Origin of the sequence: Rhodoferax saidenbachensis, from assembly GCF_001955715.1 — a bacterium.
Classification (GTDB): Bacteria; Pseudomonadota; Gammaproteobacteria; order Burkholderiales; family Burkholderiaceae_C; genus Allorhodoferax; species Allorhodoferax saidenbachensis.
In genome coordinates this window covers 2,177,865-2,196,314 of the sequence record NZ_CP019239.1, presented here as the reverse complement: position 1 = coordinate 2,196,314, position 18,450 = coordinate 2,177,865, and the positions used below count along the sequence as shown (strand labels likewise).

The 18,450-nt window shown below is 57.3% G+C and carries 21 protein-coding genes; 9 read left to right on the top strand and 12 right to left on the bottom strand.

Going from position 1 to position 18,450, the window contains the following annotated elements; translation table 11 throughout:
- Nucleotides 1-77: 77 nt before the first annotated feature.
- The 3 genes from RS694_RS10460 to RS694_RS10450 are packed head-to-tail and all read left to right on the top strand — an operon-like array spanning nt 78 to nt 5,973.
- Nucleotides 78-1,358 (top strand): TolC family protein, encoded by a 1,281-nt coding sequence (locus tag RS694_RS10460; RefSeq protein ID WP_051391649.1) that lies wholly within the window; start codon nt 78-80, stop codon nt 1,356-1,358.
- Nucleotides 1,355-2,851, top strand: coding sequence for an efflux RND transporter periplasmic adaptor subunit (locus RS694_RS10455; protein WP_029705717.1), 1,497 nt, complete (start codon nt 1,355-1,357; stop codon nt 2,849-2,851). The genes RS694_RS10460 and RS694_RS10455 overlap by 4 nt, the downstream gene beginning before the upstream one ends.
- Nucleotides 2,848-5,973: an efflux RND transporter permease subunit gene (locus RS694_RS10450; RefSeq protein WP_029705715.1), complete on the top strand. Its 3,126-nt coding sequence runs from the start codon at nt 2,848-2,850 to the stop codon at nt 5,971-5,973. Before RS694_RS10455 ends, RS694_RS10450 begins: the two co-directional genes overlap by 4 nt.
- A gap of 48 nt (nt 5,974-6,021) precedes the next feature.
- Here RS694_RS10450 and cadR read toward each other — a convergent pair whose 3' ends face one another.
- A complete protein-coding gene (gene cadR, locus RS694_RS10445) occupies nt 6,022-6,453 on the bottom strand; it encodes a Cd(II)/Pb(II)-responsive transcriptional regulator (protein ID WP_076069556.1) in 432 nt (143 codons plus the stop codon).
- 74 nt (nt 6,454-6,527) lie between these two features.
- Between cadR and RS694_RS10440 the strand changes: the two genes are divergently transcribed.
- The 5 genes from RS694_RS10440 to motA all read left to right on the top strand — a co-directional run bounded on the left by RS694_RS10440 (nt 6,528) and on the right by motA (nt 10,709).
- Nucleotides 6,528-8,834 carry a heavy metal translocating P-type ATPase gene (locus tag RS694_RS10440; protein WP_076070034.1) on the top strand — a complete coding sequence of 769 codons (2,307 nt, stop codon included), beginning with the start codon at nt 6,528-6,530 and terminating at the stop codon, nt 8,832-8,834.
- A 61-nt stretch (nt 8,835-8,895) separates the two neighbouring features.
- Nucleotides 8,896-9,057: a hypothetical protein gene (locus RS694_RS21060; protein ID WP_338050620.1), complete on the top strand. Its 162-nt coding sequence runs from the start codon at nt 8,896-8,898 to the stop codon at nt 9,055-9,057.
- Nucleotides 9,054-9,188, top strand: coding sequence for a double zinc ribbon domain-containing protein (locus RS694_RS21055; RefSeq protein ID WP_338050617.1), 135 nt, complete (start codon nt 9,054-9,056; stop codon nt 9,186-9,188). Before RS694_RS21060 ends, RS694_RS21055 begins: the two co-directional genes overlap by 4 nt.
- 37 nt (nt 9,189-9,225) lie before the next feature.
- Nucleotides 9,226-9,579: a hypothetical protein gene (locus RS694_RS20480; protein WP_152528748.1), complete on the top strand. Its 354-nt coding sequence runs from the start codon at nt 9,226-9,228 to the stop codon at nt 9,577-9,579.
- A gap of 272 nt (nt 9,580-9,851) precedes the next feature.
- Nucleotides 9,852-10,709 (top strand): flagellar motor stator protein MotA, encoded by an 858-nt coding sequence (gene motA / locus RS694_RS10430; RefSeq protein WP_029705710.1) that lies wholly within the window; start codon nt 9,852-9,854, stop codon nt 10,707-10,709.
- A gap of 308 nt (nt 10,710-11,017) precedes the next feature.
- Here the strand turns inward: motA and RS694_RS10425 are convergent, their stop codons facing one another.
- The 10 genes from RS694_RS10425 to RS694_RS10380 form a co-directional block, all read right to left on the bottom strand.
- On the bottom strand, nt 11,018-11,458 hold the full coding sequence (locus RS694_RS10425) for a copper chaperone PCu(A)C (RefSeq protein ID WP_029705709.1): 441 nt from the start codon (nt 11,456-11,458) through the stop codon (nt 11,018-11,020).
- Between the two features lie 39 nt (nt 11,459-11,497).
- The gene (locus RS694_RS10420; RefSeq protein ID WP_029705708.1) at nt 11,498-11,884 is read right to left on the bottom strand and encodes a DUF3703 domain-containing protein; all 387 of its coding nucleotides are present in this window, start codon (nt 11,882-11,884) and stop codon (nt 11,498-11,500) included.
- Between the two features lie 79 nt (nt 11,885-11,963).
- Complete coding sequence (locus tag RS694_RS10415) at nt 11,964-13,241, bottom strand: L,D-transpeptidase family protein (RefSeq protein WP_161631547.1); 1,278 nt, start codon at nt 13,239-13,241, stop codon at nt 11,964-11,966.
- Nucleotides 13,242-13,255: 14 nt separating this feature from the next.
- Complete coding sequence (locus RS694_RS10410) at nt 13,256-13,825, bottom strand: SCO family protein (protein ID WP_029705705.1); 570 nt, start codon at nt 13,823-13,825, stop codon at nt 13,256-13,258.
- Between the two features lie 66 nt (nt 13,826-13,891).
- Nucleotides 13,892-14,548 carry a DsbA family protein gene (locus RS694_RS10405; RefSeq protein ID WP_029705703.1) on the bottom strand — a complete coding sequence of 219 codons (657 nt, stop codon included), beginning with the start codon at nt 14,546-14,548 and terminating at the stop codon, nt 13,892-13,894.
- Complete coding sequence (locus tag RS694_RS10400) at nt 14,545-14,961, bottom strand: disulfide bond formation protein B (RefSeq protein ID WP_029705701.1); 417 nt, start codon at nt 14,959-14,961, stop codon at nt 14,545-14,547. The genes RS694_RS10405 and RS694_RS10400 overlap by 4 nt, the downstream gene beginning before the upstream one ends.
- On the bottom strand, nt 14,958-15,536 hold the full coding sequence (gene lspA / locus RS694_RS10395) for a signal peptidase II (protein ID WP_081708517.1): 579 nt from the start codon (nt 15,534-15,536) through the stop codon (nt 14,958-14,960). The genes RS694_RS10400 and lspA overlap by 4 nt, the downstream gene beginning before the upstream one ends.
- A gap of 138 nt (nt 15,537-15,674) precedes the next feature.
- The gene (czcI, locus tag RS694_RS10390) at nt 15,675-16,073 is read right to left on the bottom strand and encodes a cation efflux protein, CzcI family (protein WP_241463828.1); all 399 of its coding nucleotides are present in this window, start codon (nt 16,071-16,073) and stop codon (nt 15,675-15,677) included.
- A gap of 223 nt (nt 16,074-16,296) precedes the next feature.
- Entirely contained in the window at nt 16,297-16,920 is a 624-nt protein-coding gene (locus tag RS694_RS10385) for a redoxin domain-containing protein (protein WP_029705697.1), read from the bottom strand.
- On the bottom strand, nt 16,917-17,237 hold the full coding sequence (locus tag RS694_RS10380; protein WP_029705696.1) for a hypothetical protein: 321 nt from the start codon (nt 17,235-17,237) through the stop codon (nt 16,917-16,919). The genes RS694_RS10385 and RS694_RS10380 overlap by 4 nt, the downstream gene beginning before the upstream one ends.
- Nucleotides 17,238-17,307: 70 nt before the next feature.
- Between RS694_RS10380 and RS694_RS10375 the strand changes: the two genes are divergently transcribed.
- A complete protein-coding gene (locus RS694_RS10375) occupies nt 17,308-17,784 on the top strand; it encodes a MerR family transcriptional regulator (protein WP_051391646.1) in 477 nt (158 codons plus the stop codon).
- A 33-nt stretch (nt 17,785-17,817) separates the two neighbouring features.
- On the opposite strand, the gene RS694_RS10370 is transcribed toward RS694_RS10375, so the two are convergent.
- Nucleotides 17,818-18,150 (bottom strand): YnfA family protein, encoded by a 333-nt coding sequence (locus RS694_RS10370; protein WP_029705693.1) that lies wholly within the window; start codon nt 18,148-18,150, stop codon nt 17,818-17,820.
- Nucleotides 18,151-18,450: the final 300 nt, after the last annotated feature.

Here is an 18,450-nt window from a genome sequence, read left to right as displayed (position 1 = left end):
CCCCTGTGAATTCGTACCTAGCCGCTTACGTGCGGCGAGGTGGTCGCGCGTAAGCGCAGCATTTCAGGAGTTGGGATATGCCTTGTTCCGTTCACCCCATTGGGCGCCGCCTCAGCCGTACGCTGATTGCGAGTGTCTGTCCGCTTGCCGTGGCTCTGCCACTGTGGGCCTCTCCGCTGTCTTTTGAGCAGGCGTTGTCCCTGTCCACCCAAGAAGCGCCAACTTTGGTGGCATCCCAGGCCAGGGTGGATTCAGCACGCGCAGCTGCTATCCCCGCCGGGGAGCTTCCCGACCCGAAGCTGGCGGTTGGTGTAGAGAATTTTCCCATTGCCGGGCCAGACCGCTATAGCCTGACCGGCGATTTCATGACGATGCAACGCATCGCCTACATGCAGGACATTCCCAATCGCAGCAAGCGGGACGCCCGCGTTGCTGTGGCTCAGGCCAGAGTCCAGCAGGCCGAATCCGCGCAGCAGCTATCCAAGCTGTCTCTGCGCCGGGAAACTGCCGTGGCCTGGATTCGCCGCTATACCCTGGAGCAGCAAATATCCCTGTTCGACGGTCTCTTCAAACAAAACAAGCTTCTGGCATCAGCCGTTCAGGCACAACTGGCCGGCGGGCGTGGCTCTATCGCCGATGTGTTGATGCCCAGGCAGGAGGCGGCCATGTTGTCGGAGCGACAAGATGAGCTGCGGGCTCAGCGCGCACAGGCGATTGCCGCACTGCAGCGCTGGATTGGAGCTGCCGCAGGTGAGGCACTTGAAGGAGCGCCACCCAATTGGCCTCTGGACCGTGAGGCTCTGGCTCACCAAATTCAAGACCACCCCGATGTCAACCTGCTCAGCAGCTCCAGTCGCGTTCTGGATGCTGAACTGCAGGAGGCACAGGCCGCTAAAAAGTCCGACTGGGGCGTGGAGCTGGCCTACCAGCGCCGTGGGGAGCAGTTTGGTGACATGGTCTCAGTAAAAGTAACTTTTGACCTGCCCACTGCGCCTGCCAAACGCCAGGATCCGCAAATCGCCGCCAAACAACTGGAGCTACTGGGACTGGATGCCGAACTGGAGCTTCTGCGGCGCGAACACCTGCAGGAACTCGATACCCAATGGGCTGAGTTGGAGCGACTGAACCTCGCGCTAGACCGCAACCAGACCATCCTGCAACCCCTGATGCGCGACAAGGTCGCCTTGACCCTCGCTGCGTACCAATCCGGCAAAGGCACCTTGCTGGAGCACTTGGCCGCGCGCCGGGAATCCCTGGAAACCCAACTGCGCTTTCTGACCCTGCAGGGAGAACGCCAAGCGATCAGTGCACGCCTGCACTTCACCAACGATGCCTCATTGGCCGGAGGTTCGCAATGAACGCCCAAAATCTTCAAAAGAATCTGACCCTCACCGCAGTTGGCCTGCTGATCTTGGGCCTGGGTGTTGCCGGAGGTGTTTGGTGGACCAAACGCAGTTCCAGCATGGCTTCTGCGGTCACCGAATCTGCCAAGTCTGAACGCAAAGTGCTGTACTGGTACGACCCCATGAAACCAGATGCCAAGTTCGACAAGCCTGGGCCATCCCCGTTCATGGACATGCAGCTCGTGGCGCGCTATGCGGACGAAGGCGCTGCTGACACTGGCGCGCTGACGATTTCCACGCGTGCCAGCCAAAGCCTGGGAATGCGCCTGGCCACCGTTACGCAACAAGATATGTCCAGCACGGTGGAAGTCGCTGGAACCCTGCAGCTCAGCGAGCGAGATGTGAGCATTGTCCAGGCCCGCACCAGTGGTTTTGTCGAGCGGGTTTACGCCCGCGCGCCAGGTGATGTCATCGCAGCGGGCAGCCCTCTGGCCGATGTCCTCAACCCCGAGTGGGCAGGTGCGCAGCAAGAGTTTCTGGCCGTCAAGGGCATGGGCGATGCCGCGCTGACCCAAGCTGCCCGCCAGCGCCTGACGCTGCTGGGTATGCCTCCCACCCTGATCCAGCGTGTTAACGATAGCAATCGCACCATGGCGGTGACCACCATCACAGCGCCCACCTCGGGCGTGCTATCCGAGCTGATGGTTCGACAAGGTATGAGCCTGAGCCCCGGCATGACCCTAGCCCGCATCACAGGACTGGGCACGGTCTGGCTGGAGCTGGCCCTGCCGCAGGCCCAGGCCTCCAACTTGGCAATCGGGCAAGTGGTGGAAGCCCGACTCACTGCCGCTCCAGAGGTGGTCCTGAAAGGCAGGGTGACATCGGTCTTGGTAGAAACCAACCCGGACACCCGAACCCTGCGCGTCAGGGTCGAACTGCCCAACCCGGGGCAAAGGCTTCGCGCGGGCATGCTTGCCACGGCCACTTTGCACGGTCCCTCGGAATCCGTCTTACTGGTACCCTCCGATGCAGTGATCCGAACCGGCAAGCGCGCCTTGGTCTACCTGGCTGAAGATGGCGGCCAGTTCAAACCGGTCGATGTGCAGATAGGTGCTGAGCGCGATGGGCAGTTGGTCATACACCAAGGCCTCAGTGCAGGTCAAAAAGTGGTGGCGTCCGGTCAGTTTCTGTTGGACTCGGAGGCCAGCATGCGAGGGATTGTGACGCAGCCAAGCCCACCAACTGAATCCATGGCTGCTCCCGTAGCCCCCATGGAAAAAGGCGCTGTCTTTGAAACCAGTGGCGTGATCGAAGAACTGGATGCGTCCAATATCAAACTGCGGCACCAAGCCGTACCAGCCCTCAAATGGCCTGCCATGACCATGGGTTTCAAGCGCGCCAAAGATCTGCAGTCATCCGGCTTCAAGGTTGGAGACACCGTGCAGTTCCAGTTCAAGGCCAGCGGTGATGAGTACGAGGTGGTGACGCTCAAAGGAGCAAAGCCATGATCGCCAGCATCATCCGCTGGTCGGTCTCCAATCGCTTTTTGGTGCTGCTGGCCACGGTGTTTCTGGCGGGCGCTGGCTTGTGGGCCGTACGGTCCACGCCCATCGATGCCTTGCCGGACCTGTCCGACGTGCAGGTCATCATCCGCACCAGCTACCCCGGTCAGACCCCGCAGATTGTGGAAAACCAGGTCACCTACCCGCTGGCCACCACCATGCTGTCCGTGCCGGGTGCCAAAACAGTGCGGGGTTTTTCCTTCTTTGGAGACTCCTTCGTCTACATCCTGTTTGATGACTCCACCGATCTCTATTGGGCGCGCTCTCGCGTCCTGGAGTACCTCAACCAGGTACAGGGACGATTGCCTGCTGGTGCCAAGTCCGCCCTGGGGCCCGATGCCACTGGTGTAGGTTGGATCTACCAATACGCGCTGGTGGACCGCACCGGTGGGCATGACTTGTCACAACTGCGGGCACTGCAGGACTGGTTTCTGAAGTTCGAACTGAAGACCCTGCCCAATGTTGCAGAAGTGGCCAGCGTGGGTGGCATGGTCAAGCAGTACCAGGTTGTACTGGACCCGCTCAAACTCAATGGTTATGGCATCACCTATGAGCAGGTGCGCCAGGCGCTGATGAATGGCAACCAGGAAACGGGTGGCTCAGTGCTGGAACTGGCCGAGGCCGAGTACATGGTGCGGGTCAATGGCTACCTACGCACCTTGGATGACTTCCGAGCCATCCCGCTGTCCAGCCGCGGCAGCGTTGCCGTTCGGCTGGGAGACGTGGCGACAGTGCAGGTCGGGCCCGAAATGCGCCGTGGCGTGGCTGAGCTTGATGGAGAGGGAGAAGTGGCGGGTGGCGTCGTCTTGCTGCGTTCCGGCAAGAATGCCCAAGAAACCATACGCGCCGTCAAAGCCAAGTTGGCCGACTTGCAAAAAAGCCTACCGCCAGGTGTGGAGGTTGTCACGACCTACGACCGCAGCGCGCTCATCGAACGGGCCATCGACAACCTCTCCGCCAAGCTGCTGGAAGAGTTTGTGGTCGTGGCTCTGGTGTGTGTGCTGTTTCTGGGCCATCTGCGCTCCGCACTGGTCGCCATCATCTCCTTGCCGCTCGGCATCGTGGCGGCCTTTGTGGTGATGCGCTACCAGGGCATCAATGCCAACATCATGTCCTTGGGCGGCATTGCTATTGCCATTGGTGCCATGGTGGATGCAGCCGTGGTCATGATTGAGAACGCCCACAAGAAGCTGGAGGCTTGGCAGCATGCCCATCCCGAGCAGATATTGGAAGGCCAGGAACGGTGGAGCGTCATCACCGATGCAGCCGTTGAGGTCGGGCCGGCTTTGTTTTTTTCCCTGCTGATCATCACCTTGTCTTTCATTCCGGTGTTCACCCTGGAAGCCCAGGAAGGTCGCCTGTTTGGCCCTCTGGCCTTCACCAAAACCTATGCCATGGCGGCGGCCGCGGGACTTTCTGTGACGTTGACCCCCATCCTGATGGGGTACTGGATCCGTGGGCGTATCCCGGATGAACAGCGCAACCCGATCACACGGGCCTTGATCACGGTGTACCGCCCCGCGCTGGAGTGGGTGCTGCAACGCCCCAAGGCTACGTTGATCATTGCAGTTTTAGTCTCTGCCACCACGCTGTGGCCTGTGAGCCAGTTGGGTGGAGAATTCCTGCCGCCTCTAGACGAAGGGGATCTGCTCTACATGCCTTCGGCGCTGCCAGGGCTGTCGGCGCAGAAAGCTTCGGAGCTGCTGCAAATCACCAACCGCATGATCAAGACCGTTCCTGAGGTGGAGCGTGTCTTTGGCAAAGCTGGGCGTGCTGAGACCGCCACTGACCCGGCGCCTATGGAGATGTTCGAGACCACAGTGCAGCTCAAACCACGTGACCAATGGCGTACCGGTATGACGCCGGAGAAACTGATCGAGGCACTGGACCAGGCCGTCAAAGTACCTGGACTGTCCAACATCTGGATCCCACCGATCCGCAACCGCATCGACATGCTCGCCACCGGTGTCAAAAGCCCCATTGGCGTCAAAGTCAACGGAACCGACCTGGCCACCATCGACCGCATAGCCAGCCAGATCGAACAGGTGGCCAAGGGCGTGCCAGGTGTGGCAAGTGCCTTGGCCGAACGCTTGACGGGAGGTCGTTACGTGGATGTTCAGATCGACCGAGTGGCGGCCGGGCGCTACGGCCTGAACATCAATGACGTACAAGCCCTCGTGTCAGGGGCCGTTGGCGGCGAGAACGTGGCGGAGACGATCGAAGGCTTGGCTCGCTTCCCCATCAATTTGCGCTACCCCAGGGAGTGGAGGGATACCCCGGAGAAGTTGGTCCAACTCCCGATCCTGACGCCCTCGGGGCAGCAGATCACCCTGGGCACAGTCGCCAAGGTTCGGATCACTGACGGTCCGCCCATGCTCAAGACTGAGAATGCGCGTCCCTCAAACTGGGTCTATGTGGACGTGCGCGGACGCGATTTGGCGTCCGTCGCCAATGATTTGCGCCAGGCGGTGAGTCAGCAAGTAACGCTGGAGCCTGGCGTCAGCATCACTTATTCGGGGCAGTTCGAGTTCCTAGAGCGTGCCAATGCCCGGCTCAAGGTGGTGGTGCCTGCCACTTTGCTCATCATCTTCGTGTTGCTATACCTCACCTTTAACCGGTTGGACGAAGCCGCATTGATCATGGCCACACTGCCATTTGCGCTGACGGGAGGTGTCTGGTTCCTGTACCTGATGGGTTACCACCTGTCGGTGGCCACCGGCGTCGGGTTTATCGCGCTTGCCGGTGTGGCGGCCGAGTTTGGGGTGGTCATGCTGATCTACCTCAAGCAAGCTTTGGCGGAACGGGAGCGTCGAGGCGAGGAGTCGGGAGTTGCCATGGTTCTGGACGCCATTCGCGAAGGTGCCGTGCTCCGGGTGCGCCCCAAGGCCATGACGGTGGCTGTGATCCTGGCGGGTCTGATTCCCATCGTGTGGGGCAGCGGTACTGGCTCGGAGGTGATGAGTCGGATTGCGGCACCCATGCTGGGAGGGATGATTACGGCGCCGTTGCTGTCGCTGTTCATCATCCCCGCGGCTTACCGATTGATGCGGGTTCGAGCCACTGGATAGCAGCAGTCCCTCAAATTTGCGGTCCTCGCCGCGGTAGCGGGTATCTGCTCAACCGAGATGGGTGTGGCGTTCGATCTTGGCTTCCGCCTCCATCGAGGCCAGGCCTTGCATGATTCCGCATGCATCGACCGCCTGCTCCGAAACACACCGCTCTCGAAGCCCACCCAATTGCTTTTTGAGATGAGTGAGTTCTCGAATACGTTCATCGACGTGGGCAATGTGTTGGTCGAAGACCGCATTGATGGCGCCACAACCATCCGCAGGTTGGTCCGCCAGGTCAAGCAACGTATGGATTTCTTCCTGGCTCATGTCCAATGCCCGGCAATTGCGTATGAAACGCAGGCGTTCAACGTGTTCGGGCCCATACACCCGGAAATTTCCCGGCGTGCGCGCAGGCTCAGGAAGGAGCCCGGCCTTCTCGTAATAGCGCACCGTTTCCACCGTGCACTGCGCTACCAAGGCTAATTCACCGATTTTCATGACCGACTCCAGAAATGTCTTGACTCTATAGTAACTTCAGGTTGTGTAATTGGGCAACTTCATTGGAAAAGCCCATGTCAGACGCTCACAAACACGATTCCCATGGTCACGACCACGACCACGATCATTCACATAGCCACGCGCACGAGAGCGATTCCTGCTGTGCGCCGGCACAATCCGGCGCCCCTAAGGCAAGCTCCAGTGCCACGGCTTGCTGCGGTACCAGTGAGGCTCCTGTTGTTCAGCCTGTAGCGCAACTTGGCAAACAAACCACGACCGGGGATGGTGTTCGGACTCCCATCCGCATCATGCAAATGGACTGCCCCACGGAAGAGGGGCTCCTGCGCAAGAAGTTAGGTGGGATGCAAGGCGTGACGGATATGGAATTCAACCTGATGCAACGTGTGCTGACGGTGACCCATGCGCCCAAGGAGATTGAACCTATTCTGGCCGCCGTGCGCTCGCTGGGCTTTACTCCCGAGATAGCCAACAGCGCGTCCTCCCAAGAGGAGTCGACACCCGAGCCTGCCAAACCCTGGTGGCCGTTGGCACTTGCCGGGGTTGCAGCCATAGCCTCGGAGGCCGTGGAATGGGCAGGCCTGCCGACCTGGATGGCGGCCGCTTTGGCTCTTGTGGCTGTGTTTGCCTGCGGAATCACCACCTACAAGAAAGGCTGGATTGCCATTCGCAATGGCAACCTCAACATCAATGCTCTGATGAGCATCGCTGTGACGGGCGCACTTGTTTTGGGGCAATGGCCTGAAGCGGCCATGGTGATGGTGCTATTCACGATTGCCGAGTTGATCGAAGCCAAATCACTGGACCGTGCCCGCAACGCCATTCGAGGGCTTATGCAACTCGCCCCCGAGCGCGCAACCGTATTGCAGGCGGATGGAACTTGGCAGGATGTGGCGGCCAAATCAGTCGCCGTCGACACACGGGTCCGGATCAAGCCCGGCGAGCGTATCGCGCTGGACGGAAAAATCGTCAGCGGTCGCTCGGCTGTCAACCAAGCCCCCATTACCGGTGAAAGCCTCCCTGTAGAAAAAGCCGAGGGTGACCCGGTGTTTGCCGGCACGATCAACGAATCGGGTTCGTTTGAGTACACAGTGACTGCCGCCGCCAATGACAGTACGCTGGCCCGCATCATCCACGCAGTGGAAGAAGCGCAAGGAGCACGTGCACCTACCCAGCGCTTTGTCGACCAGTTCGCTCGTGTCTACACACCAGTGGTATTCGCCATTGCCTTGGCGGTCGCCATCCTTCCGCCACTGCTGATGGGGGCAGATTGGTTCACCTGGGTTTACAAGGCGCTGGTTTTGCTGGTGATTGCCTGCCCCTGTGCCCTGGTCATCTCCACCCCGGTGACCATCGTCAGTGGCTTGGCGGCGGCTGCGCGCCAAGGCATCCTGGTAAAGGGCGGCGTCTACCTGGAAGAGGGACGCAAGCTGAAGTGGTTGGCACTGGACAAAACAGGAACCATCACGCACGGCAAGCCTGCGCAGACGGATTTTGTGGTGCTAAGTGGCATGAAAGAAGCCGAATTGCGCAGTCTGGCTGCCAGTTTGGCCGGCCGCTCGGATCACCCCGTGTCCAAAGCGTTGACAGAGGCGGCCAAGCGCGACAACGTTGCACTGCGCAATGTCGATGCCTTTGAGGCTCTGCCTGGACGTGGCACCAAGGGCGTCATTGATGGAAAACTGTTTTATTTGGGCAATCACCGCCTGATCCACGAGCAAGGCCGCTGCTCCGACGAACTGGAGGCCCGTTTGTCTGTTCTGGAGGAGCAAGGCAAGACTGTCATTCTGCTGGCCGACGACCGGGAAGTGCATGGCATGTTTGCCGTGGCCGACACGGTCAAGGACAGCAGCCGCCAGGCCATCGCTGAACTGCATGACTTGGGTATCAAGACAGTCATGCTGACCGGAGACAACGCCCATACCGCAAAAGCCATCGCGGCACAGGTAGGCATCGACGAGGCGCGTGGTGACCTGCTGCCAGAGGACAAGCTCAAGGTGATCGAAAGCAAGATCGGTCAAGGCGGTGCGGTCGGCATGGTGGGCGATGGCATCAACGACGCCCCAGCGCTGGCCCGTGCGGACATTGGATTTGCCATGGGTGCCGCTGGCACGGGCACGGCGATTGAAACCGCTGACGTGGCCTTGATGGACGATGACTTGCGCAAACTTCCCCGTTTTGTGCGCCTCTCTCGTAGTACTCATGCGCTTTTAGTACAGAACATCGTTCTGGCACTCGGCATCAAGGCTGTGTTTCTAGTCCTGACCCTCACTGGCGCGGGCACGATGTGGATGGCCGTTTTTGCGGATGTGGGGGCGAGCTTGCTGGTGGTTGGCAACGGGCTGCGCTTGCTTCGCAAGTGAGGTTTGAAGACCGCCCTAGTTAGTACCAAAAACAGAAAAGGAAATAGTGCAATGAGTCTTTTTGACCGGCTATTTGGTGGCCACGGAGGTGGTCATGGTGGCGGCCATCATGGTCACCATCGGGATGAACACCGCGCACCACATCATGGTGGTCATGGCAATGCCTATGGAAATCAGCCTCCAAGCCCTGGAAGCATTGCCTGCTCGACATGTAGAGCGATGAATGCCATGGACGCCAAGTTCTGTCACCAATGTGGAAATTCAACACAACCAGCGCGGTGTACCCAATGTACAGCCACGCTCACTGCAGGGACGCGGTTCTGTGGTCAATGTGGAAAGCAGGCCAATTCATAGTGCTAGTGAATGGGGAATTGAAGCTAGAATTTCCCCAATGTCCGGGAAATACCGCGCTCTTTTCCTAATGGCTGTCATATTCTGGCAGTCACTGGCAGTACTTAGCTCGCTAAGTTTGGTGCAGCATGCGCGCGAAGAAACCCATCAGACTCAAGGCGAGTTGCATGCGTTTTACCAGCACCACGTTGATCAAACGGTTCACAAGAATGGGGAGGCGGATGCAGTTGCGCATTCCCATGCTGGCGCTGTGACAGATATAGCTGCCGTCATCGGCAGTGAATCAATGAGTTTGTCCGTGTTCCATCCGCAACTCGCGTCTGGTGCACTTGCTGTTGAGCTGCAAACGCCAGTTTTAGCGGGGCCGCTTCGTCCTCCGAAACATCTCACCTGAAATCAATGCCCTGTGGCCGCTTGACGGCCCAGGAGCTTGATTCATCCATCGAGACAGCACCTAGGTGACCGTCTCTCCGTTCTCCTCCTGACACAGATGGACCGCCCGGCGTAGGGGCTGCTGTGGTTTCCTGTACTGAAAGTGCCGTTCATGCGGAAGCACACTTTCAATTGGCGTGGATTGGCTCCCAAGTGATGTGAGTCATCTGCAACGACAAACTGAATTGGCATTCCGGCCACATTGCTACCCCAGCTCCAGACTAGGATTTTGAAATGTTTGTAATCGTCGGATGGCTTATATGTATTGCCTGTGTATTTGGTGTTTTCATTATTCACGGGGGGAACATCAGCGTTGTGCTCAAGGCATTGCCGTTTGAGTTGATAACGATTGGTGGAGCTACGGTGGGTGCGTTTGTGGCTAACAACCAGATGAAGGTCATCAAGTCCACCATCAAAGGTCTAGCGTCTTGCTTCAAAGGCAGCAAATACACCAAGGCCCGGTACATGGAGTTGATGGCACTCTTGTTCGACCTTCTGCAAAAGGCGCGCAAAGAAGGTTTGATGGCGATCGAAAAAGACGTCGAAGAACCCGAGCAATCCGAGATCTTCAAGAAATACCCCAATGTGGGCTCCGACCATCACGTCGTGGAGTTCGTCACCGACTACTTGCGCATGATGGTGTCGGGCAACCTGAACGCCCACGAGATTGAAAACATCATGGATGGCGCCATTGAAGCGCACCATGTGGAGGCGCATGCGGCCGTTGCAGCCATTCAGCGCATTGCTGGAGGACTTCCTGCGTTCGGGATTGTGGCCGCCGTGTTGGGAGTTGTGAACACCATGGGCTCGGTAGGCCAGCCGCCGGCGGTGCTAGGAGGCATGATCGGCTCTGCACTGGTAGGGACATTCCTCGGGATTTTGCTGGCCTATGCCTTCGCCGAGCCCTTGGCAGGCCTGTTGGAGCAGAAGGTTGAGGAAGGCGGCAAAGAGCTGCAATGCATCAAGACCATCCTGTTGGCCAGCATGCAAGGCTACAACCCATCGACGGCAGTAGAGTTTGGTCGCCAGATTCTGTTCTCCACCGAACGACCAACGTTTGCGGAGCTGGAAGCACATGTTAAGAGGAAGTAAGACGGTTTTGGACAACCTGCCACCGGGGACAAAACCCACAAGGCGGGAGGTTGCCATCCAAATGGGTGGTCGTCTTTTGGTGGTGTTGATTGGCGTACTGCAACTGGTCGCTATCGTTCAATCAGATTCGCCTACAGACACATTGCTTCATGTCTGCTTTCTGCTGGTACTCATAGTGTTGGGGACCAGAAAATCGAAGAGGCCCCAGGACCTACGCGGAAGAAATTGACGCTACGAAAGACATGGCGGGATTACATCTGTTTTGACGTGTATCTGCGCATCGTGCTTTGGTAATCTGGTTGATACGGCTACTTCGGTTTGGTGGATGAGACAGGGGCATGCACGTACACGACTTCACGTGCACCATCCGCATTCTGAAAGATCAGAGTGATCTGCACCTCAAACCCGGCTCGGATCGGTTTCTTGATGTCCGTCAGCATCAGGTGGTAGCCGTCTGATTTGAGCTCCAGTGTTTTACCGGCTTGCAATTGAAGATCTACCACTGAGTGCATCGCCTTGCCCCCCGTGTCCAGATCCATTTCATGGACTTCTACGGCTTCCGCAGACGTTGAGCGGGCTGAGATGAGTTTGGTGTCTTTGGGAGACAAGAGACGCATATAGACCGGTGCGGATCGTTCATTTGGATCACTGGGACGAACCCAGGCCTCGGTGGCGATGACTTGAGCCCTTGCCGTCACAAAGCACGCTTCGACCAAAACCAGCAGTGCAATTTTTCGAAGCAGTTTCATCGATCAGTACCTACTTTGACATACGTCATGCCAGGCCCATCAGTGGGGAAATTTTGCCGCCTTGGCTTCGGCAATGACCTGGCGTACCTCGTTTGAGGGCGCCATCGCCCTAAACGCACTGATATCCGCGCGGCCAGAGTTGCCAGATGGCAGGCGCTTCAATAGGTGCCCCAAAGGAACCAAGGCAATTCTAAAAAGCTGCCCCAGAACCTCCCTCAGCATGCGTTTTTCCCAGGCCAGCGAGAGCATCAAACAATGAACTTGCAAATGCGGGCCGAAGCGCGTTTGTCCCACGACATGGGCAGCCTCTAAAAGCAGCCATTGTTGGCGTTCCTGATCTGGAGCAACACCTCGGTAACGCTGCACCAGACGCTGGTAAACATCTGGGCTGTAGAAATTGCGATTGGCTGGCATTGGTGTTGGCATGGTGAGGGCGTTTCATGTCTTGATGAGATCATCGACAGCGATTGTTCAACCTGTAGTAACTACGGAGTCAATCTATTTGTTATCCGATCACGCCTTCGTAGATGATTTTCCAGGCATTGCTCCGCCATTGCCAGTACTGGCGGACGGTGCGCCCGGTCCTTTCACCGGCTGGTAATTCATCAAAGGTTGCAATCATGGTGTCCGCGTCGTCTGTCCAGCGAATCAATGAAACGTCTTTGAGTTCAACGGGACGATCACCTCGTTGCACTATCTCCGAGCGCAGTGAGGAACTGAACCGAATCAAGTCCTTTCCATCGGAATTGAAGTCATTGGCGTAAAACCGCATGAGGTCTGTCTCACGCCCGGGTCTTTTCGCCTGCGCCCAAGACTGGAGCGTTTCAGTGAAGTTTTTTTTCTCTGCGCCCAAGTGAGACGGTTGGACCCAGCGAAAGTTGCTGCCGATCAACACGGGCGTGGTTCGAATCTCCACGGTATTGATGATGCGTATGAGATCGGGATTGGCCACCGCGACACAACCGTCCGTGGCCTGGGGAGCCCGTGTGAACTGGGTAGATGGAGTTCCATGCAGCCAAATGCCACCTCCGGTCTTCCCTCGGCGCAGGTCCAGTACGTTGGGGTAGTTCACCGGCAGTGCACCGGACCCATACAAGTCCTTCAAGCTTGTGGGATCCAGGTTACTGGTGATGAAGTACGCTCCCAAGGGCGTGCGTTGATCGCCTTCCACGTTCTTTCCGACCCCCGCCTTGCCAACGGATATGTAGTAGTTGGCCAGTAGCTTGGGCCCTGCATCGGTGTTTTCGAACAGGTACAGACGCGCTTTTGCCGTGTCCACGGCGATCGCGTGTTTATTGCGCTTTGCCAACGCGACGAACTGAGAAGGAATCCGGTCTGCAGGCGGCGGCTCCTTGATAGCCGCGATACGCAGCTGAGATTCAGCTCGGAGTGCTTGCAGATTTTTCGCGCCAGCTTGGGCAAGATCATCCGGCACATCCCCTATGCCTTGAATGGGGCGTGACCTTGCAGAGAGCAGATCGCCCAGCACCAACTGCGCCAGTTGGAAATGGGGATAGTCCGCCACCAGGGAGGACGCCAGTTTCAACGCCCCCTGCGTATTGGCATTCCCGATCTGGCGATACACCTCAATCAACCGGGCTTCCGCCAGGCCATCGCCGGGCTGCTGAGCCCTTGCAGTTGCCTTAGGTTTGGCGCTATCTCTTTGGTTGGGAGCCCCATGTGCCACTCCACTGATGCCCAGGACCAAGCACAGGACCGTAGACAGTCGGGGCAGCCGTTTTCGGTTCAGTGGCCCGGCCAGAGGTCGTTCTTTCGAATCCATCCACATCTCCGGCATCACTTGTAAGCGAGAAGTTTCTTGATATCACTGGCAATGACTTTGGCTTCCGTTCCGTAGCTGGAAAAGAGGCGTACCTTGCCCGTGGTGTCAAAAATGTATTTGCCGGCCGAATGGTCCATGGTGTATGAGGTGGGCGTTTTGCCCGCAACCTTGCTGTAGTACACCTTGAAAGATTCAGCCAGTCCCTTGAGTTGACCCAGTTCAGGCCGTAATGCCAGAAACGTCGGGTCAAAGTTCCGCATGTACTCGCTGAGCAAGCGCGGAGTGTCCCGCTCAGGGTCCACCGTGATGAACAGCACCTGCAGCTTGTTCCCCAGATCACCCAGTAGCTCTTTGACGCCAGACATCGTGCTCATGGAGGTGGGGCAAACATCGGGGCATTGGGTGTACCCAAAGAAAATCACCACGATCTTGCCCCGAAAGTCTGCCAGGCTTCTCATGTTTCCACCGTGGTCCAGGAGGCGAAATTCCTTGGCATAGTTGGCACCGGTGATGTCTGTGCTTACAAAGTTGGGGGGACTGGGCGAGCAAGCGCTCAGGGTTAGGCTGAGCGCCGCAGAGGCCATCAATCTACGACGAACAGGATCGACGCTCTGAGCCGGAATATGTGAATGCATGTTGCTTTGTTCTGGTTATTTCTTGATCTTGGCGACTTCCTCTGCCACCAAAGACTCCAGCTGCGAAGCTCCAAAACTGGGCAAGCCTCTGCCGTTGACAAAGAACGTGGGTGTCTTGGTCACCTCCAGTGCGGTCAAATCCTCCACATCCTGTTTGAGCGCGGCGATCACGGCGGGAGACTGGGCATCCAACAAGGCCTTGTTGAGGTCTACGCCAGCCCGAACAGCCGACTGGTATGCCACGTACAAATTGGGTTCACCATGCGATGCCCACAGAGGCTGGTCCGCCAAAACAGCATCAAGAACTGCCCAATACTTCCCCTGGACCTTGGACGCTTCCAACATATTGGCGACGAGGTCGGAATTTCTATGAAATGGCGCATAGCGCAGCACCAAACGTACGTCATTGGGGTACTTTTTCAGCAGACCTTTAACGATGGGATAGAACTCGCGGCAGGTCTCGCACGCCGGATCAAAGAACTCGACGATCGTGACAGGAGCGTTCGCCGGGCCTAAAACAGGGGAATGCGCCCGGACCAAACGACTCTCAGCCTGACTGACCTTATCCGATTGTGAGTTTTTAACGCGCTCCTGGTAGGAGTACATGCCGAATGCGAAGAACACGAGAACGACGGCAAGCAAGATGGAGACGGTGAATTTTTTTGAGTTCATTTGGACGATTTTTTGAGATAGTGGATGAGCAAAACCAGAATGGTCAGAAAAGCTGAGAGAGAGAGCCAGGGGATCTGGACGCCACCCAGGATTGCCAGTTCCTGGTTGGCGCAGGAAATGCCGGCACTACAGGGAACCCAGGTCTTGGGTACTAAGTTCGCAACCAGCAAGCAGTGGTAGGCAGCAAAGCCGCTGCCTACGACAGCGAATGGCATCGCATATACCGCACTGCGTCGGTCGTCACTGAAGCTCCCCATGCCGAGGATGATGGCCATGGGAAACATAAGAATCCGCTGGTACCAACACAGAGTGCATGGCGTCATCAGCATGACCTCGCCAATGAACAGTGCACCTAGGGTCGCAATTGCGGACACCATCCATGCTAGGAGCAGCACACGCCACGGCGCCTTCATGGTTCGGCCTCCTGTAACAGGCGCTTGGATTTCGATTGATACTGCACCTTGAGGCTCAAAAGCAGCCAGGCCAATACTGCTGCCACAACAAAGACATCCGCAAGATTGAATGCTGGCCAGTGCAGCCCTCTCCAGTGCACATCCAGAAAATCCACCACCGCACCGGACTGGAGGCGATCAATGAGATTGCCACCTCCGCCGGCGACGACCAGCGCGCCCACTTTGCGTTCGAACGGGTCTGCTCTACGCATCAACGAGGCAAAAGTGACCCCGAGGACTACAAGACTCGCAATGACGATGAAGAAGTAACGTTGCCAGCCACCGGCATCCGCCAGGATGGAGAAGGCTGCGCCGGTGTTGAGGATGTGAACAAGGTTGAACCAGTTGGTGACCTCGACCCCAGATCCCAGTGGAATGGTGCTCGCAAAGTAGGCCTTGGCAAGTTGGTCCGCCGCTATCAATAGCGCGACAAATATGAGCCAAGCCAGGCGCGGGTATCGGAATAGCCCGAATGAAGGCATAGCAAAGATTCCATGAATGTTGGTATGCCAGCCTTGTGAGCTGGTCCAATGCATTCGGCGTGCCTAGATTGAAGTACGCCAACCGGCAGTGACAGAACGCACCGCGGCGGGGTATTGAATGCGCTTTGCGAGGAACTCTAGCCAGTGCCAGCAGGCAACTGACCAACCATCGAATCGAAAGCTAACCCCCGGTTAAGACCGGGCGAGCCACTGAGGGCGATCTGGAACTTTGAGCGGAAGTGAGGCCAAGACACGATCAGTGCTTGGCTCGATGAAACTAAGACCGGGAAGTACTGAGTTGCCTTCCGCAGTAGCAACTGCCAAGGAACACCCCGCATGGCAATTGCCACAGTCCAAATCAAAACCATTGGATTTGGTCTTGTCTGATTGGGCGAGTTCCGCAGACTGCGCTTGGTGCTTGTGACCATGGTGCCCAAGATGCTTGGTAGCTACACCTGCTTCATGCTGACAATACGCAGCCGTTGCAGCCAAAGCAAACTGCATCGGTATCACTATCAGCAAAAAAACAGCCAGCCATTTGCGCATGGTCAACATTGTAGTAGCTTCAAGTTTTGCGTAGATCGTGAACACGCAATAGAGTCGCCTTTCTAGATTCCCTTTACCTCCCAGCCAACGGTCTTGCAGGACTTATTCTGCCTGACCCAGGGCCATTGATTCAGTTCCCGGCAGCCGACATTTGCCAAAGACTGCAGTTGGCCCACACGGGCAATCCTAGCGCAAGCCCAGACGGCCCATAGCGGAATTAGGTAAATCCGGGCCGATTGCCTGATAGCGGACGTTCGGGACCGGCACGCTAAGAGGAGTACCCCACTAGACAGCCATACGGTGTTGTCCTAGGTGTAGCGACACTTTTGCCGGCCAATAGGTCTTCCAGCGCGGCACGTACCAAGTTCCGCGAATTCGGGACGACCGACTCATCGACCGTTGGCTGTGTGTCAATGGCCCCGGAGTAAGCAAGCTGTCCAGCACCGTTAATGACAAACATGTGAGGCGTATTCCGCGCTCCATACGCTTGCCCCATTTGTCCTGATGAATCCATCAATAAGGCAGTTGGTTGAGCCTTGCGCCCTTGATTGAATGCCAATGCTTTCTGTGGAGCAAGGTAGTCCCCCCGGCCAGGATTGGTGGATAGCACGGAAAGCCACACAACACCTTGTGCCTTGGCCCATCCTTGTAGTTCCTGCATTTTTCCACTGGCGTACTGGGCCCGAACAAAGGGGCAGGAGGGGCTTGTCCATTCCAGCACCACTATTTTCCCCTTGAACTCTTCCAGAGTACGCCGTTTGCCAGTGGCGTCGTCTACCGCAAAGGACGGTGCGGCCTTCTCATGCCCAGTGGTGGTGGCACCGGCAAAACCAGGCAGCCCCAAGCCCGCCAGTGCAGCGGCCCCCAACAGCAAAGTCTCTCGGCGCTTCATACCGAGCCCTTGGAGCAAGCGCAGCCACCTTCGCCCTTACTGTCTGGGATAGAGCACGCGCCACTGCGCTTGGCCATATCAGCGCGTTTGCGGCTCTGCCCCGCGTACCAAGCACCGCCCCAAACAATCCCCCCCAGGCTGGTGGCCACTGCAATGCCGATTCCAGCGGGCCCCAAAAGAAACTGGTCAATGGCCAAAAGCGACAAGCCGGAAATCGACAAGGTGCCAATGATGGGTATCGCCAGCGGAATTGCACAGCAGGCCGCGCATGCGCCCACTACGCCCAACGTGGCCAACCCTGCTTTTTTCACAGTCATAGTTCATCCTCACATAGAAGTCTCGGGACGATTCCCTTAAACTGCAATGTAGAACCTCAAGTAACTTGAGATGCAAGGAGTTTCGGTGAAAGACCTTCCGATGGCTGAGTACATAACGATTGGTGCGTTAGCCCAGAGCACCGGGGTAAACGTGTCCGCCATCCGGTACTACGAGGAAATCGGCCTGATTCCCAAGGCCCACCGGCGACCCAGTGGGCACAGGGTGTATGGACCTGAGGCGCAAGAGGTACTAGCAGTCATACGGAGCTGCCGGGAATTTGGGTTTTCAATCGAGCAAGTCAGAGAGCTGGTTCTGCTTTCCACCAATGCGCAGCTCCCTTGCGATGAGACTCGCGAGATTGCCCAGACCCATCTCAACGCCGTACAAGCCAAGCTCTCAGAACTCCGCCAGTTGGAGAAAAACCTGACCAGCTTCATCCAATCTTGCACGGAGAATTGCATTGGTGGCCCCGCGCCCCAATGCAACATCTTGGAGAACATTGGCTCAAGCGGTACACAACCCGTCGCGGCTAAGGGTTGCTGCTGAGATACCGCCACGTCGACGGCAATGGGTCAACTACTATGGGTTGGCCGGTTGCAAAACAATGACCGCCATTCCGACCAACGCGATGCCTGCACCTGCCATATCCCATCGGGTCAGCGACACACCGTCCACCAGGTATAGCCACCCAAGGGCCACGGCAATGTAGACACCGCCGTAGGCGGCATATGTTCTACCGGCCGCGCTGGGGTGGAGCGTTAGCAGCCATGCGAATAGTCCCAACGATAGCGCTGCAGGAATGAGCAACCATGCTGTTTTGTCCTGTTTGAGAACCAGCCATGGCAGATAGCATCCCACGATTTCAGCAATGGCCGTGGCTATAAAAAGCAGAGTGATTTTTACGAAGTCCATGGTGTTTCTGTGAGCAATGAAAGGAGGATGTTATTGGTTCTCCGTTGCAATGCTCAGGCGCACTTGCGCGCAAGGTCCAGTCGTCGCGGTAGTTTCGGTGGAAAAAGCGGACATTGCCTTGAGTCCGCCGCCCAGAACGGAAATTGGCCACAATTCAATTGCCATAGTGCCAGCGATGGTGATAGGTGATGTGAGTGGGATGCGAATTACTGGCGGTTTTGCAATGCGAATCGGCGGTGGCTTTTGTGCGAATACCCACCAACGCTCCGTTATCCACTGCGCCTCGACCTGCGGTTAATT

Bases quoted from the DNA above. Each gene is read 5' to 3' on its own strand.
- RS694_RS10460 (WP_051391649.1), top strand. From the start codon at position 78: ATGCCTTGTTCCGTTCACCCCATTGGGCGCCGCCTCAGCCGTACGCTG.
- RS694_RS10455 (WP_029705717.1), top strand. From the start codon at position 1,355: ATGAACGCCCAAAATCTTCAAAAGAATCTGACCCTCACCGCAGTTGGC.
- RS694_RS10450 (WP_029705715.1), top strand. From the start codon at position 2,848: ATGATCGCCAGCATCATCCGCTGGTCGGTCTCCAATCGCTTTTTGGTG.
- cadR (WP_076069556.1), bottom strand. From the start codon at position 6,453: ATGAAAATCGGTGAATTAGCCTTGGTAGCGCAGTGCACGGTGGAAACG.
- RS694_RS10440 (WP_076070034.1), top strand. From the start codon at position 6,528: ATGTCAGACGCTCACAAACACGATTCCCATGGTCACGACCACGACCAC.
- RS694_RS21055 (WP_338050617.1), top strand. From the start codon at position 9,054: ATGAATGCCATGGACGCCAAGTTCTGTCACCAATGTGGAAATTCAACA.
- RS694_RS20480 (WP_152528748.1), top strand. From the start codon at position 9,226: ATGTCCGGGAAATACCGCGCTCTTTTCCTAATGGCTGTCATATTCTGG.
- motA (WP_029705710.1), top strand. From the start codon at position 9,852: ATGTTTGTAATCGTCGGATGGCTTATATGTATTGCCTGTGTATTTGGT.
- RS694_RS10425 (WP_029705709.1), bottom strand. From the start codon at position 11,458: ATGAAACTGCTTCGAAAAATTGCACTGCTGGTTTTGGTCGAAGCGTGC.
- RS694_RS10420 (WP_029705708.1), bottom strand. From the start codon at position 11,884: ATGCCAACACCAATGCCAGCCAATCGCAATTTCTACAGCCCAGATGTT.
- RS694_RS10415 (WP_161631547.1), bottom strand. From the start codon at position 13,241: ATGGATTCGAAAGAACGACCTCTGGCCGGGCCACTGAACCGAAAACGG.
- RS694_RS10410 (WP_029705705.1), bottom strand. From the start codon at position 13,825: ATGGCCTCTGCGGCGCTCAGCCTAACCCTGAGCGCTTGCTCGCCCAGT.
- RS694_RS10405 (WP_029705703.1), bottom strand. From the start codon at position 14,548: ATGAACTCAAAAAAATTCACCGTCTCCATCTTGCTTGCCGTCGTTCTC.
- RS694_RS10400 (WP_029705701.1), bottom strand. From the start codon at position 14,961: ATGAAGGCGCCGTGGCGTGTGCTGCTCCTAGCATGGATGGTGTCCGCA.
- lspA (WP_081708517.1), bottom strand. From the start codon at position 15,536: ATGCATTGGACCAGCTCACAAGGCTGGCATACCAACATTCATGGAATC.
- RS694_RS10385 (WP_029705697.1), bottom strand. From the start codon at position 16,920: ATGAAGCGCCGAGAGACTTTGCTGTTGGGGGCCGCTGCACTGGCGGGC.
- RS694_RS10380 (WP_029705696.1), bottom strand. From the start codon at position 17,237: ATGACTGTGAAAAAAGCAGGGTTGGCCACGTTGGGCGTAGTGGGCGCA.
- RS694_RS10375 (WP_051391646.1), top strand. From the start codon at position 17,308: ATGCAAGGAGTTTCGGTGAAAGACCTTCCGATGGCTGAGTACATAACG.
- RS694_RS10370 (WP_029705693.1), bottom strand. From the start codon at position 18,150: ATGGACTTCGTAAAAATCACTCTGCTTTTTATAGCCACGGCCATTGCT.